The organism is Oerskovia rustica, from assembly GCF_014836555.1.
GTDB lineage: Bacteria > Actinomycetota > Actinomycetes > Actinomycetales > Cellulomonadaceae > Oerskovia > Oerskovia rustica.
The window spans coordinates 11,811-25,270 of record NZ_JACSQQ010000003.1 but is presented as its reverse complement, the minus strand read 5'-3'; the positions used below and the strand labels follow the sequence as shown (position 1 = coordinate 25,270).

The window sequence follows — 13,460 nt, the reverse complement described above, 5'->3', positions numbered from 1 at the left end:
CGCCCACGCCGTCACCGACCCCCACCGACCCCGCGACGCCCCCGGAACTCGGCGAGAACGACGTGTCGATCCGGGTCCAGATCCCCGAGCGCACGGCCCCGCCCTCGGACGACTGACGCGTCGGGCGCCGCGGCCCGCCGCGCCCGAAACGCCCCAGCACTCGCCAAGGCGTCACGCCGACCGGCTCAGCCCTTCGTCCGCGCCGCCCGTCGGCGACGCCTCGCCTCCTCGGCCTTCGCCTCGGCGCCCTCGAGGTCGCGGTCGACGGCGGCCAGGTCCTCCTCCGCCGCGGCGAGCGCACTCCGCGCCTCGTCGAGCGCCGCGAGCGTGTCGTCGCGTTCGGCGGTGAGCCGGGCGGTCTGCTCGTCGAGCGCGCTGAGTCGCGCGTCCAGCGGCCCGACGGCGTCGCTCGCCTCCCGCACGACGTCGGCGGCCTGGTCGCGGCGTCCTTCGAGACGGTCGATCTCCGCGGCCGCCGCGGCGACCTCGCGTTCCGCGTCCGCGAGGGTGGTGTCCGATCCCGGGTGCTCGGGCACGGGTGGAGGAGCCTCCGCGGCCTGGTGCTCGGCGACCTGCGAGCGCGCCCCCGTTCCGCGGCGCCGGGCCTCTCGCTCCGCGCTCAACGACACGACGTCGGCGCTCTCTCCGGACTCGTCGACGATCCCGAACCCGACGTACTGCAGCGCCTGCGTCAGGCGCCCGGCCTGCACGAGCGTCCCGGCGTCACGGTCCATGACGGCGGCGGTGAGCGTCTCGCCCAGGCGCCGCAGCACCTCGCCGGACACGGTCCGCCCGCGGACCTCGCCCGCTGCTGAGACGTCCCCGACCAGCGCGTCGACCTGGCGTCGGCGGTCGCGGTCGAGCTCGGTCAGCCGCATCCGGTCGCGCGCCTCGGTCGCGGCGCGCAGGTCGTCGCCGAGCGCGACGAGGCTACCGACCTCCTCGGGGTGGGCGCGGGCCACCTGGTTGACGACCCATGCGGCGACGGTCGGCTTGGTCAGCGCGTTCAGGCGTGCGGCACCCACGGCGTCCCCGACGGCGGTCGCCTGCTTGGCCGCGGCGTTCCGTGCGGCGACGAACTCGTCGAGGGGCAGGGCGAACAGCCGGTCGATCACCTGATCGCCGGTCGCGTCGGGCTCCTCGCTCATCGGTCCAGCGTCGCACCGTTCGCGAGCGGGCACCCTCCGGGAACCCGGCGGCCCGCAGAGGGTAGGGTCCGGGGGTTGACCGCGCCCGGCCCGGGGCGCCCGGTCGTCGACGCGCAGGGGAGCCCATGGACCAGGAACCGTCGGTGATGACCGCCCGTGGTGAGCCCGACGCCACGACGGAGCCGTCCGTCGCGGACGCCGTGCCGCCGGACGCGGCGCCGGACGCGGCACCCGATGCCGCCCAGGCTCCTGTGCGACCCAGGCTCCGCATCCCGCAGCTCCCTGCGACGCTGCCCGGACGACGACGGCCCGACGCCGCCACCGGCGAGGCCGCCACTACCGACCCCACCGCCGAACCCACCGCCGATCCCGCCCCCGACGACGCGGCCGACGCTCCGCCGTCGGGCCGTGACGAGGCCGAGGGCAGGCCGCGCCTCGACGCCCTGGTCACCGGTTGGGTCGCCCGCGCCCTGGACGCGTACCCGCGACCCGTCCTGCCGCTCAGCGACCACTGGGACGCCTCGGTCGCGGGGCTCGTGCGCCAGGTCCCGCTGGTGCCGCGCTTCGCGACCAGGCCGCTCGAGCTGCTCGACCGGTTCGGGGCCGTGCACGTCGGGCCACGCGAGGTCGGGTTCGACGGCGACGCGATCGACTGGGAGCGTGTCCTCGAGGTGCGCACGCAGCCCGCGTGGTCGAGCCTGTCGGCCGACGCCCTCGAGGCGAACTTCGCGCAGTACCTGCGCGTCATCCCGCGCGTGCCGGGGCGCGGCTGGGTCCTGGGCAAGGTCTCGGAGCTGCTCGTGTCGCTGTACCTGACGGTCGTCCCGCTGCCCGACGACGCCGCTCACCTCCTGACGACCGGCGGCACGACGGACGGCACGACCAGCGGCACGACGGACGACGCGCCGGACGCCCCCGCGGGGTCCAAGGCGGCCTCGTTCACGCGGCGGACCGTGTCCGAGATCCGCTACAAGCGCCGCATCGGCGAGGGTGAACGGCAGGCGAGCACGACGTCGGTCCTGCTGCAGCTCGCGTTCCCCGGCTCGACCGACGCGATGCTCGCGCTCGCGGCCGAGCGTGGCGTACCGGTCGTGCACGTCCCCGTCGACGAGGGCGAGATGGGCGCGACGATCAAGCGGGCCGCGGCGTGGCGCTCGACCGCGCTGGGACTACGGGACCGCTTCACGCGAGACACCGGCCCGACGGCGTAGCCCGGCCCGGGCGGCGACCGGGGGCGTGCGTCGGCGTGCGATGACTCGGGGAGGAGCGGCAGCCGCGCCGCCCTGCCCGGTCCCCGCGCGCGGTCTACGCTCCGAGAGGGGCACGGCGACGGCACGACACGAGGCGGGACGGCACATGGCACGCAGGACGATCGTCATCACCGGAGCGAGCGACGGGATCGGGGCGGCGGCGGCCCGGGCGCTCGCCGAGGACGGGCACGAGGTCGTGGTGGTGGGGCGCTCGCCCGAGAAGACCTCGGCGGTCGCGCGCGAGCTGGGCGCCGACTTCTTCGTGGCCGACTTCGCGCGGCTCGCCGAGGTGCGGTCGCTCGCCGCGCAGCTGCGCGACCGCTACGAGCGGATCGACGTCCTCGCGAACAACGCGGGCGGCATCATGGCCGATCGACAGGTCTCCGAGGACGGCCACGAGCTGACGTTCCAGGTCAACCACCTCGCACCGTTCCTCCTCACGACGCTGCTGCTCGACCGGTTGGAGGAGAGCCACGCGAGCGTCGTCAGCACGAGCAGCGCCGCGCACCGGCTGTTCAGCGACTTCCACGTCGACGACCTCGAGTCCGAGCGGTCGTACGCACCCAACACCGCGTACGGCAACGCGAAGCTCGCCGTGAACCTGTTCACGCGCGAGCTCGACCGTCGGTACCGCGCGGCTGGGATCTCAGCCGCGGCGTTCCACCCGGGCGTGGTCGCGACCAACTTCGCCGCGACCTCGACGAGCAGCATGCGCGTCATGTACCAGACGGTGCTGAGCCGCTTCCTCACGTCGTCGGCCAAGGGCGCCGACACGCTCGTGTGGCTCGCGACGACGACCCCGGGCGTCGACTGGCAGCCGGGGAGCTACTACGTCAAGCGCAAGGTCGCGACGACCCACCCGCTCGTGAGCGACCCACGGCTCGCGGCCGACCTGTGGGAACGGAGTGTGGAGATGGTCGCCGCTGACGGCGCCCCGGGGGCGGCCGCCTGAGGGCTGCGTCGTGAAGGTCCCGGCCCCCGACGGTCTCCGGACAGCACGACGGGCCCGGTGCTCTCGCGCCGGGCCCGTCGACCCACCGCACCGCAGGCCGAAGGGGGGTGACCGGCGGCGGGGAGGTCTGGAAGACCGTCAGGACGCGGAGGTCGTGACCTCGATGCGCTGCGGCGTCGTGCCGGCGTAGACGCCGGAGACGGTGACGGTCAGGACGCCTGCGTCGTACCGGGCGCTGATCGCGCTCGCGTCGGCGGGCTTGGGCAGGGTCACGACGCGGTGGAACGCGCCGTAGCGGACCTCGCGGACGCGACGGCCCTCGGCCTCCTCGGCCCGCTCGTCCTTGCGCTCGCCGCGCACGACGAGCTTGCGGCCCTCGACCTCGACCGTGACGTCCTGGGCCGGGTCGATGCCCGGCAGGTCGAAGCGGGCGACCAGGTCGTCGCCGTCCTGGAAGACGTCGGCGTGGGCCGGGACGCCTGCCACGGGGCGGGCGGTGAGCAGGTCGCGCAGGGCGCGGTCGAACGCGGGGGCGGTGGTCAGGGTGGTGGTCATGGTGACTCCTTCGGTCGGTGCGGAACCTCTGACCGATACAACTTGAGTCGCCTCCGCTCAATTCCAGATCGGCGTTCGCCCTGGATGAACGACCGCGCCCCCGGGAGGGCGCGCCGACCGGGGCCCCTCGCGGGGGGAGCTACTCGCAGCCCACCCCGTCGCCGTCGCGGTCCAGCTTCTTGCTGTAACCGGGCTCCCCGAGCCGGATCGGCGCCTTGCCGGCCGCCCGGACCGCGTCGCAGTTCGCGTACGACACCGCACCGCCACCGGTCCCCCCGACGATCCCGGCGGGCGCGTCCGGCGTGGGCTCCTTCGGCGTGCTCGACGACGCACCCGAGCGACCCGTGGCCGCGCTCCGCGCCTGGAGGTCTGCCTCGGCCGCAGTGACCGCTCCCTCGCGTCCTTCGACCGCGGTCAGCCGGGCCTGGAGGTCCACCTCGGCCGTCACGGTGGCCGACTCGCGGGTCACGAGCTCGGCCTCCTTCGCGACCACGGCCTCCTCTCGAGCCGTGATGTCGGTCTGAGCGACGCCCAGCTCGTCCTGGGCGGTCGTGAGTGCCGCGCGGTCCTCGTCCAGGGAGGTGCGAGCCTCCGTGGCCTCGCCCAGGGTGGCCTCGGCGGCGGCGAGCCGCGAGCCCGAGGTCCCCGCGCCCATCAGCAGCCCGACGATCAGGAAGGCGAGGCACAGGAAAGCGACGAGAACGATGCGCCGCGTGCGGCCGTCGTGGCGGCCGGGGGCGAACGCTCCACCACCGGCGAGGCTCGCGACCGGCAGCGCCATGGTCTGCTCGGTCGGCTCGGTCGTTGCGGGTTCCTCGACCCAGAGCGGCCAGTCGGCGGGTTTCGCCGGCCAGCGAGGGTCGGGTGTCCAGCTCGGGTCGGGGGTCCAGCCCTCGGGCGGGGTGGGCCAGCCCGGGGGCGGGTTGAAGCGAACGGTCATGGGATCGGCTCCTCGTCGAGCGGGCACACGCGCGGCGGTGCCGGTGTCGACCGCTGGTCGGTCGACACCCGGAGGCTAGGGGAGAAGAGTCCTCGTGTCAGGATCGTGGAGGGGGTGAAATCCCCCGATGCGGACCATGGCCCGTCAGGCCCCTGGCACTCCCAGCACTGCGACGAGGAAGTCGCCGTCCTCGGCGAACGGCCGCAGGTCCCACGTCGAGAGCTTGAGCTGGACCTCGAGCCCGGCCTCGGCGGCGTCGGCGAAGAACGCGTCGAACGCGTACCCGCGCCCCGCTCCGAACCCGACGACGGCCCGACCGCCCGGCGCCAGGTGGGCACGGAAGCGGCGCAGGACCTCGACCTCGGTGCCCGGCGCGAGGAAGGTGACGACGTTCCCGGCGCACACGATCACGTCGAACGGCTCGGCGACGCCCGCCGCGGGCAGGTCGAGCTCAGCGATGTCCCCGACGAGCCACGTCGAACCGGGGTGGTCCGTCTCGGCGGCCTCGATGAGCACGGGGTCGACGTCGACCCCCACCACGACGTGCCCGCGCGCCGCGAGCTCGGCGCCGACGCGCCCCGGTCCGCTGCCGGCGTCGAGGATGCGGGCGCCGCGGGGAACCATCGCGTCGACCAGCCGGGCCTCGCCCGCGAGGTCGGCGCCCTGGGCTGCCATGGCGCGGAACCGCTCGACGTACCAGGTCGAGTGGGACGGGTTCACGGCGGTCTTCTGCTCCCAGCGGGTGGGGTTGGCCTTGCTCACCGGTTGCTCCTCGGGGTCGGGCGGAGGCGTTCAGGGTCGAGTGTCGTGTCGTGCGGCGACCGGCACGAGAGCCGACCGTCGCACCTTCGACCGTACCCCCACCGGGTACTACCCCTGGAGCCGTCCAGGGCAGACGCGACCCGGTCTCACCGACCGGACCACCCCACCTGCCGACCAGGGACCAGCCTGCGGTCGAGAACGGGATCGAGGTCGGCATCGGCGTCAGGACGACCTCAACCCCGTTCTCGGCGCCCCGGGTACCGGCCTAGCGGCCGAACACCTCCAGGACCGGCGTCTCACCGTCGACGAAACGGACGAACTGCCCCACGGTCGACGGCGAGCGCAGGGCCTGCGCGACGACGAGGGCGACGTTGCCACGCGAGGTCTTCCCCTCGTGCGCGTCGACCGTGATCGTGCCGGTCGCCTCGTCGTTCGTCAGCGTGCCGGGACCCAGGATCGTCCAGTCGAGGTCGGTGCCCCGCAGGTGGTCGTCGGCCGCGAGCTTGGCGTCGGCGTACGGGAAGAAGCTGTCGTCCTTCGCGATGCCGTGGTCCGGCACCGAGCCGATCCACGACACCATGACGTAGCGCGAGACGCCCGCGGCCGCGGCCGCGTCGATCGAACGGATCGCGGCGTCGCGGTCGACGGCGTAGGTCCGGTCGGGGTCCCCGCCGCCGGCCCCGGCGGACCACACCACGGCGTCGTGCCCGCGCAGGGCCTCGGTGATCTCCTCGGTCGTCGCGTTCTCGACGTCGAGCAGCAGCGGCGTGCCGCCGAGCTCCTCGACGAGCGGGAGCTGCGACTCGTGCCGCACGATCCCGCTGACCTCGATCTTGTGGTCGGCGAGGATGGGGACGACCAGGCGGCCCACCTTGCCGTGGGCTCCGATCAGGGCGACGTTCATGGTTCTCCTCGGGGTGTCGGTGACGGTGCTCCCTCCACCGTGCACCGCGCGGGCGCTCCCCGCTCGCCGGGGAGGGGCCGGGCTACTCCTCGACCACGGCCACGGTCACCTCGATGTTGCCGCGTGTCGCGTTCGAGTAGGGGCACACCTGGTGCGCCTGCTCGACGAGCTCCTGGGCCACGTCACGCTCGACGCCGGGCAGGCTGGCCTCGAGGTGGACGGCGAGGGTGTAGCCACCGCCCTCGAGCGGGCCGATCGAGACGCTCGCGCCGATGGCCGAGTCGGCGACCGCGATCTTGCGCTGTCGCGCGACGCCCAGCAGGGCGGAGTGGAAGCAGGCTGCGTAGCCCGCGGCGAAGAGCTGCTCGGGGTTGGAGCCGTCGCCGCTGCCTCCCATCTCCTTGGGAACGGCCACGTCGAGGTCGACCCGACCGTCGGTCGACCGGACGTGACCGTTGCGGCCCTCTCCGGTGGCGAGTGCTTCCGCGGTGTAGAGAACCTTCATCGTGCTACCTCCAGGGTGGGGCGGTCGGGCGAACCCTTCGAACGTATGTCGCTCGGGGCAACAGAGCGCGGTCGGTTCGCGCAGAGCGCAGCGGGCTCGCTCCTCGCCCCCCGGGTGCGGGTACCGTGGAACGGCCGCCATCTCGGCGACCCCCCTCGAGCACGGACAGACCGCACCCCCATGAGCAACGCACCTACGCCGTCGGGCACACCTGACAGCGCTTCCCCCGCCCTGCCCGACGACGCCGCGCATCCCGCAGCGCCCGGCACCACCGAGCAGCTCTCCCACGGCCTGCGCACCCGGCACCTGACGATGATGGGCCTGGGGTCCGCGATCGGGGCCGGCCTGTTCCTCGGCAGCGGCGTCGGGATCGCGACCGCGGGACCCGCCGTCCTGGTCTCGTACGCCGTCGCGGGCCTGCTCGTCATCCTCGTCATGCGGATGCTCGCCGAGATGGCGTCGGCCGTGCCGTCGAGCGGTTCCTTCTCGGTGTACGCCGAGACCGCGCTGGGCCGCTGGGCCGGCTTCACGATGGGCTGGCTCTACTGGTTCACGCTCATCATGGTGCTCGGCGCCGAGATCACGGGCGCCTCGCAGATCGTGTCCGGATGGGTCCCGGGCGTGCCGCAGTGGGTCGTCGCGCTCGTGTTCGTGGCGGCGTTCGCGGTCGTGAACCTGTGGGGCGTCAAGCACTTCGGCGAGTTCGAGTTCTGGTTCGCGTTCATCAAGGTCGCCGCGATCGTGGCGTTCCTCGCGATCGGCGTGCTGCTCGTCCTGGGCTGGCTGCCCGGCACCGACCCCGTGGGGACGACCAACATCTTCGGCGACCCGGCCTCGCTCGCGGGTTTCGCCCCCCACGGCCTGCCGGGTATCGCGGCGGGGCTGCTCGTCGTGGTCTTCGCGTTCGGCGGGATCGAGATCGTGACGATCGCCGCAGCCGAGGCCCGCGAGCCGCAGAAGGCCATCGTGACCGCGACCCGCTCGATCGTGTGGCGCATCCTCTTCTTCTACGTGGGCGCGGTCGCGATCATGGCGCTCGTCCTGCCGTGGGACGCCCCCGAGCTGCTGAGCGGCCCGTTCGTCGCGGTGCTCGACCTCGCGGGGCTGCCCGGCGCGGCCCGCCTCATGGAGGCCGTCGTGGTCGTCGCGCTCCTGTCGGCGTTCAACGCGAACGTCTACGGGACGTCCCGCATGGCGTTCTCGCTCGCGGGCCGCGGCGACGGACACCGCGCCCTGACCAAGGTGTCGCCGACCGGCGTCCCGTGGGTCGCGGTGCTGCTGTCGGTGTTCTTCGGCCTCGTGTCCGTGGGGCTCAACTGGCTGCTGCCGGGCGAGGTCCTCGGCATCCTGCTCAACGCCGTGGGCTCGGCGCTGCTCGTCATCTGGGTGTTCATCGCGGTCTCCCAGCTCCGGCTGCGCCCGCGCATCGAGGCCGCCGCGGGCGGTGCGGACAAGATGACGCTGCGTATGTGGGCCTACCCGGGGCTCACCTGGGCGACGCTCGCAGGGCTCGCGGGACTGATCGTCCTCATGCTGTTCGACGACGCCGCGCGCGTCCAGCTCGTGTCGACGCTCGTGCTCGTGGGCGTCATCGTCGGGATCTACGCGGTGCGGTCGCGGCTGCGGAAGCGGACCGAGCGGGCCGACGCCGGGTCCTGACCCGTTGACACCCGCCCCCTCGCGGGTGTGCGCTGGAATCTCGCGCCAGGGAGCACCGGGAGTCTCGGGGAGAACCCATGTCTCGCATCGCCGGCTGGATCACGCACCGCTACGCCAAGTGGGTCGTCATCGCCTTCTGGGCGGTCGTCCTGGCCCTGACCGCGCCGCTGGCGGGCAAGCTCACGGGCGCGCAGGACAACGACGCCAAGTCGTGGCTCCCGGCCAACGCCGAGTCGACCCAGGTGCTCGACGTCGCGAGCAGCTTCACGTCGCCCAACACGATCCCGGCGGTCCTGGTCTACGTGCGAGAGTCGGGCCTCACCCCCGAGGACCTGGCCAAGGTCTCCCAGGACGTCGTGACCTTCGGCGAGCTCGACACCCTGGACGGGGACGTCGTCGGGCCGATCCCGTCCGAGGACGGGCAGGCCGCCCAGGTGATCGTGCCCCTCGACCTGGGCAGCGAGGGCTGGAATCTCGCGGCGGACGCCGTCGCGGACCTGCGCGCGACCGCGGAGGACGGCGCGAACGGCATGGACGTCCACGTGACGGGCCCGGCGGGCGCGGCCGCCGACTCCTCGAAGGCGTTCGAGGGCATCGACTCGACGCTGCTCTACGCAGCGGCGGGGGTCGTGATCGTGATCCTGCTGCTGACCTACCGCAGCCCCACGCTGTGGCTCCTGCCCGTGGCCTCGGCGGGCGTCGCGCTGACGGTGTCGCAGGCCGTGGTCTACGTCCTGGCCGACACGACCGGCCTGACGGTGAACGCGCAGAGCGCGGGCATCCTCACGGTCCTGGTCTTCGGTGCGGGGACGGACTACGCCCTGCTGCTCGTCGCGCGCTACCGGGAAGAGCTCCGTCGCCACGAGGACCGGCACGAGGCCATGTCGCTCGCGCTGCACCGCGCGGGCCCGGCGATCGTCGCGAGCGGCGCGACGGTCGCGATCGGCATGCTGTGCCTGCTGTTCGCGCAGATGAGCTCGACGGCAGGGCTGGGGCCGGTCGCGGCGGTCGGGATCGTGGTCGCCCTGCTCGTCATGCTGACCCTGCTGCCCGCGCTGCTCGTCGCGACGGGCCGGTGGGTCTTCTGGCCGCGCGTGCCGCACCTGGGAGACGACGAACCGACCGAGCACGGCGTCTGGGCGCGGCTCGGGACGCGCATCTCCCACCGGCCCCGGCGCGTGTGGGTCGTGACGTCGATCGTCCTGGCCGTGCTGGGACTGGGCATCACGCAGCTCGACGCGAACGGGCTCTCGAGCGCCGAGTCGTTCCGCGGGGAGCAGCCGTCGATCGTGGGGGAGCAGGTCCTGAGCGAACACTTCCCCGCGGGGTCGGGGTCGCCCGTGGTGGTCGTCGCGGACGACTCGTCGCCCACCGCTGTGGCCGCGGTGCACGACGCGTTCGCGGGCACCGAGGGCATCGACGCCTCGACCGTGACCGAGCCCGTGACCGCGGGCGGCTACGCGTACATGGAGGGCACGCTCACGTCCGAGCCGGACTCGCAGGCGGCCTACGACACGGTCGACCGGGTCCGGGACGCGGTCCACGCGGTCCCGGACGCCGACGCCCAGGTGGGCGGGGCGAGCGCGATCACGCTCGACGTCCAGCGCGCCTCGGCCGCGGACAACATGCTCATCATCCCGATCATCCTGCTGACCGTGCTGGTCATCCTCGCGCTGCTCCTGCGCGCGATCACGGCCCCGCTCATCCTGGTCGCGACGGTCGTGCTGTCCTTCACCGCGGCCCTCGGCGTGAGCGCGCTCGTGTTCCGGTACGTGTTCGGGTTCGAGGGCGCCGACACCTCGCTGCCGCTGTTCGTGTTCGTGTTCCTCGTCGCGCTCGGGATCGACTACAACATCTTCCTCATGACCCGGGTGCGCGAGGAGTCGCTGCGCGTCGGGACGCGGCGAGGGGCGCTCGTCGGGCTGGCCGCGACGGGCGCGGTCATCACGTCGGCCGGGCTCGTGCTCGCGGGGACCTTCGCGGTGCTGGGCACGCTGCCCGTGGTCGCGTTCGCGGAGATCGGGTTCGCGGTCGCGTTCGGCGTCCTGCTCGACACGCTCGTCGTCCGGTCGGTGCTCGTCACGGCCCTCAACCTCGACGTGGGGCGGCACATGTGGTGGCCGAGCGCCCTGGGCCGCAAGGAGGACGTGCCGGTCGAGGAGGCCCCGGTGGTCCCGACCGGCGCACCGGTCCGCGAGTAGCACCCGGCCAGGAAGACCCGCGCCCGACGGCGGGGCGCGCCTCCCAGGGGAGCGGCGCCGTCGGAACTGTGCTCACCCCTTCTCCTTAATTACAGTTTCGGCAAAACTGTAAGTACTATGGAGCGGTGATGACAGATCCGCTGGCCCTCGCGATCGCGCCGGTCGGCCACGAGGAGCACGTCTGGGTGGCAGAGAACGACGGGCTGTCCACGCGCGCACAGGTATCTGCCGGATCCGGCCCGTATGCCTCGACGGTTCCCGCCAAGATCGTCGGCCTGGCTCCCGACGTCCCGAGCGACCTCGCTGCCGACGTCGAGGTCGCCACGTCCGAGCTCACGCGCTTCGACGCCTACGCACGTGCCGCGCTCGGCGTGGACAGCCCCGCACTGGGCCCTATGGCGTCGGTGCTGCTGCGCACGGAGTCGGCGTCGTCCTCCCAGATCGAGAACCTCACGGTGGGTGCCAGGCAGCTCGCCCTGGCAGAGATCGACCAGTCCACGAGCACCAACGTGCAAACGGTCGTGGCCAACGTGCGCGCGATGGAGGCGGCGCTCGTGCTGGCCGACCGGCTGGACGAGTCCGCGATCCTCACCATGCAGCACGAGCTCCTCTCGGGGCAGCGCGGCTGGGAGCAGCATGCAGGGAGATACCGCGACGGGCTGGTCTGGGTGGGAACCAGCAGCATCAGTCCACGTGGAGCCTCGCACGTCGCCCCCCAGGCGGAGCTGGTCGCGCCCGCGATGAGCGACCTGGTCGAGTTCATGCGCCGGGACGACCTCCCCGTCCTGGTCCAGGCGGCCGTCGCCCACGCGCAGTTCGAGACGATCCACCCGTTCGTCGACGGCAACGGACGCACGGGCCGCGCCCTCGTCCACGCACTGCTCCGATCCAAGGGGACGGTCCGACACACGACCGCCCCCGTCTCGGCGGGGCTCCTGGTCGACACCGAGGCGTACTTCGAGTCGCTGACGGCCTTTCGCGAAGGGGACGCTCGGCCGATCGTCGAGCAGCTCGCTCGTGCAGGTCGCTACGCCGCGCGGTCCGGTACGCAGCTCGTCGACGACCTGGCGGCGCAGATCTCTCAGGCGAAGGAACAGCTGGGGAACCTGCGCCCTCAGGCCGCGGCCTGGAGGGTCGTCCCTCATCTGGTTGCGCACCCCGTGGTCAACGCAGCGTTCCTGACCAGCAGGTTGCAGATGAACACCGTCACGGCGCAGCGCGCGTTGAACCAGCTCTCCGATGCCGGTGTGCTCCAGGAGCGCACCGGCAAGCAACGCAACCGCATCTGGCAGCACGACGGCATCCTGGCCGTGCTGGACGTGTTCGCGCAGAGCATCCGTCGGCGCTGACCGGAGACCGTGCGGTGCGTGCCCGACGGCGGGGCGCGCCTCCCAGGGGAGCGGCGCCGTCGGGCAGGGGTCAGACCACGTCCTCGCGCTGGAGCCGGCGCAGCGTGATCCAGCCCAGCAGGACCGGGACCCAGCACGAGATCAGCCGGTAGAGCAGGACCGCGGGGAGGGCGATCGTCGACGCGATCCCGAAGCTCACGAGCCCGCCCGTGAGCGCGGCCTCGACCACGCCCACACCGCCCGGGGTCGGGGCCGCGGACGCGAGCGTCTGCCCGACCATGGTCGAGAACGCCGCGGCGATCGGGTCGTTGCCGCCGCCGAGCGCCAGGAGGCAGGCCCACAGGGTCGCGGCCGAGGACACCGTGGTCCCCATCGCACCCAGGACCGCGAGGGAGAGCCGGCGAGGGTCCTTCGCGAGCCCGCCGAGCTGACGGAACGCGGGCAGCACGTCGTCGCGCGCGTACGTGCGGACCGCGTGCCGGAACCGCGGCACGGCGAGCACCACGACGCCCGTGACGACGACCGCGACCACCGCGGCGAGCAGCGCCCACTTCGCCCAGCCCGGCACGTGGTGGTCGATGCTGCGCCCCGCGACGAGCGCCAGCACCGTCAGGAGCACGAGGTGGACCAGGACCTGCACGATGCTCTGGAGCGCGACCGTGCCCGTCGCGAGCGCCGTGCTCATGCCCGACTTCGACAGGTAACGGACGTTGAGCGCGAGCGACCCGACGCTCGCCGGGGTCGCAGTGCCCGCGAACGCGTTCGCGAGCTGCACGCGGGTGGTCCGCAGGAACGGCAGGTGCCTCGGGGAGCACGCGGCGAGCGACGCCGCGGCGGCGAAGAACCCCGTCGCGGCGAAGAACACGGCCAGGAGCGCCCACGCCGGCTGCGCGTCGCGCAGGGCCTCGCCCATGCGCGGGATCTCGCTGATCTCCGGGATGACGACGTACGTGAGCCCGCCGATGAGCACGAACCACACGAGCACGCGCAGGGCGTGGCTCCGGGGGGACCGGGCGGGCTTCGGGGCCGGGGCCGGGCTCTGCTCCGGGGCCTGGCTCGGGGTGGCCTGCGCCTCTGGGGCCGCAGCCCGGGGCTCGGGGTCGGGTGCGTGCGTGATGACGAGCTCCTTGCCGAGGATGTGCGGGCCGTCCCGTGACCCTACCGACGCACGGGGCGGGCCGTCCCGTCGAGGGTGCAGTTCGGGTCGTCCCTGGCGGCTGGAGACGACCCGAACT

Annotated in this window: 12 protein-coding genes; 5 read left to right on the top strand and 7 right to left on the bottom strand. The window is 73.3% G+C overall.

The window, feature by feature from the left end:
- Nucleotides 1–185: 185 nt before the first annotated feature.
- Nucleotides 186–1,148, bottom strand: coding sequence for a hypothetical protein (locus H9652_RS02260; RefSeq protein ID WP_191794470.1), 963 nt, complete (start codon nt 1,146–1,148; stop codon nt 186–188).
- 125 nt (nt 1,149–1,273) lie between these two features.
- On the opposite strand from H9652_RS02260, the gene H9652_RS02255 reads away from it, so the two are divergent.
- Together H9652_RS02255 and H9652_RS02250 are read left to right on the top strand one after the other, a co-directional pair.
- On the top strand, nt 1,274–2,359 hold the full coding sequence (locus tag H9652_RS02255) for a hypothetical protein (protein ID WP_191794469.1): 1,086 nt from the start codon (nt 1,274–1,276) through the stop codon (nt 2,357–2,359).
- Nucleotides 2,360–2,504: 145 nt separating this feature from the next.
- Complete coding sequence (locus H9652_RS02250; protein WP_191794468.1) at nt 2,505–3,350, top strand: SDR family NAD(P)-dependent oxidoreductase; 846 nt, start codon at nt 2,505–2,507, stop codon at nt 3,348–3,350.
- A 138-nt stretch (nt 3,351–3,488) separates the two neighbouring features.
- On the opposite strand, the gene H9652_RS02245 is transcribed toward H9652_RS02250, so the two are convergent.
- From H9652_RS02245 to H9652_RS02225, 5 genes are all read right to left on the bottom strand, one after another.
- Nucleotides 3,489–3,905, bottom strand: a complete 417-nt coding sequence (locus tag H9652_RS02245; RefSeq protein WP_191794467.1) for an Hsp20/alpha crystallin family protein — start codon at nt 3,903–3,905, stop codon at nt 3,489–3,491.
- Between the two features lie 139 nt (nt 3,906–4,044).
- Nucleotides 4,045–4,845, bottom strand: a complete 801-nt coding sequence (locus tag H9652_RS19525) for an excalibur calcium-binding domain-containing protein (protein WP_225227626.1) — start codon at nt 4,843–4,845, stop codon at nt 4,045–4,047.
- 144 nt (nt 4,846–4,989) lie between these two features.
- Nucleotides 4,990–5,607 carry a class I SAM-dependent methyltransferase gene (locus H9652_RS02235; RefSeq protein ID WP_318243948.1) on the bottom strand — a complete coding sequence of 206 codons (618 nt, stop codon included), beginning with the start codon at nt 5,605–5,607 and terminating at the stop codon, nt 4,990–4,992.
- A 265-nt stretch (nt 5,608–5,872) separates the two neighbouring features.
- Nucleotides 5,873–6,511, bottom strand: coding sequence for an SDR family oxidoreductase (locus H9652_RS02230; protein WP_191794466.1), 639 nt, complete (start codon nt 6,509–6,511; stop codon nt 5,873–5,875).
- Between the two features lie 82 nt (nt 6,512–6,593).
- Entirely contained in the window at nt 6,594–7,016 is a 423-nt protein-coding gene (locus H9652_RS02225) for an organic hydroperoxide resistance protein (protein ID WP_191794465.1), read from the bottom strand.
- Between the two features lie 180 nt (nt 7,017–7,196).
- Here H9652_RS02225 and H9652_RS02220 point away from each other — a divergent pair, with 180 nt between their 5' ends.
- From H9652_RS02220 to H9652_RS02210, 3 genes are all read left to right on the top strand, one after another.
- Nucleotides 7,197–8,675, top strand: a complete 1,479-nt coding sequence (locus tag H9652_RS02220) for an amino acid permease (protein WP_191794464.1) — start codon at nt 7,197–7,199, stop codon at nt 8,673–8,675.
- A 77-nt stretch (nt 8,676–8,752) separates the two neighbouring features.
- Nucleotides 8,753–10,876, top strand: a complete 2,124-nt coding sequence (locus H9652_RS02215; RefSeq protein ID WP_191794463.1) for an MMPL family transporter — start codon at nt 8,753–8,755, stop codon at nt 10,874–10,876.
- 128 nt (nt 10,877–11,004) lie between these two features.
- Complete coding sequence (locus tag H9652_RS02210; RefSeq protein WP_191794462.1) at nt 11,005–12,225, top strand: Fic family protein; 1,221 nt, start codon at nt 11,005–11,007, stop codon at nt 12,223–12,225.
- 70 nt (nt 12,226–12,295) lie between these two features.
- Here H9652_RS02210 and H9652_RS02205 read toward each other — a convergent pair.
- On the bottom strand, nt 12,296–13,460 hold a 1,165-nt coding region (locus tag H9652_RS02205; protein ID WP_225227625.1), incomplete at its 5' end, for a lysylphosphatidylglycerol synthase transmembrane domain-containing protein.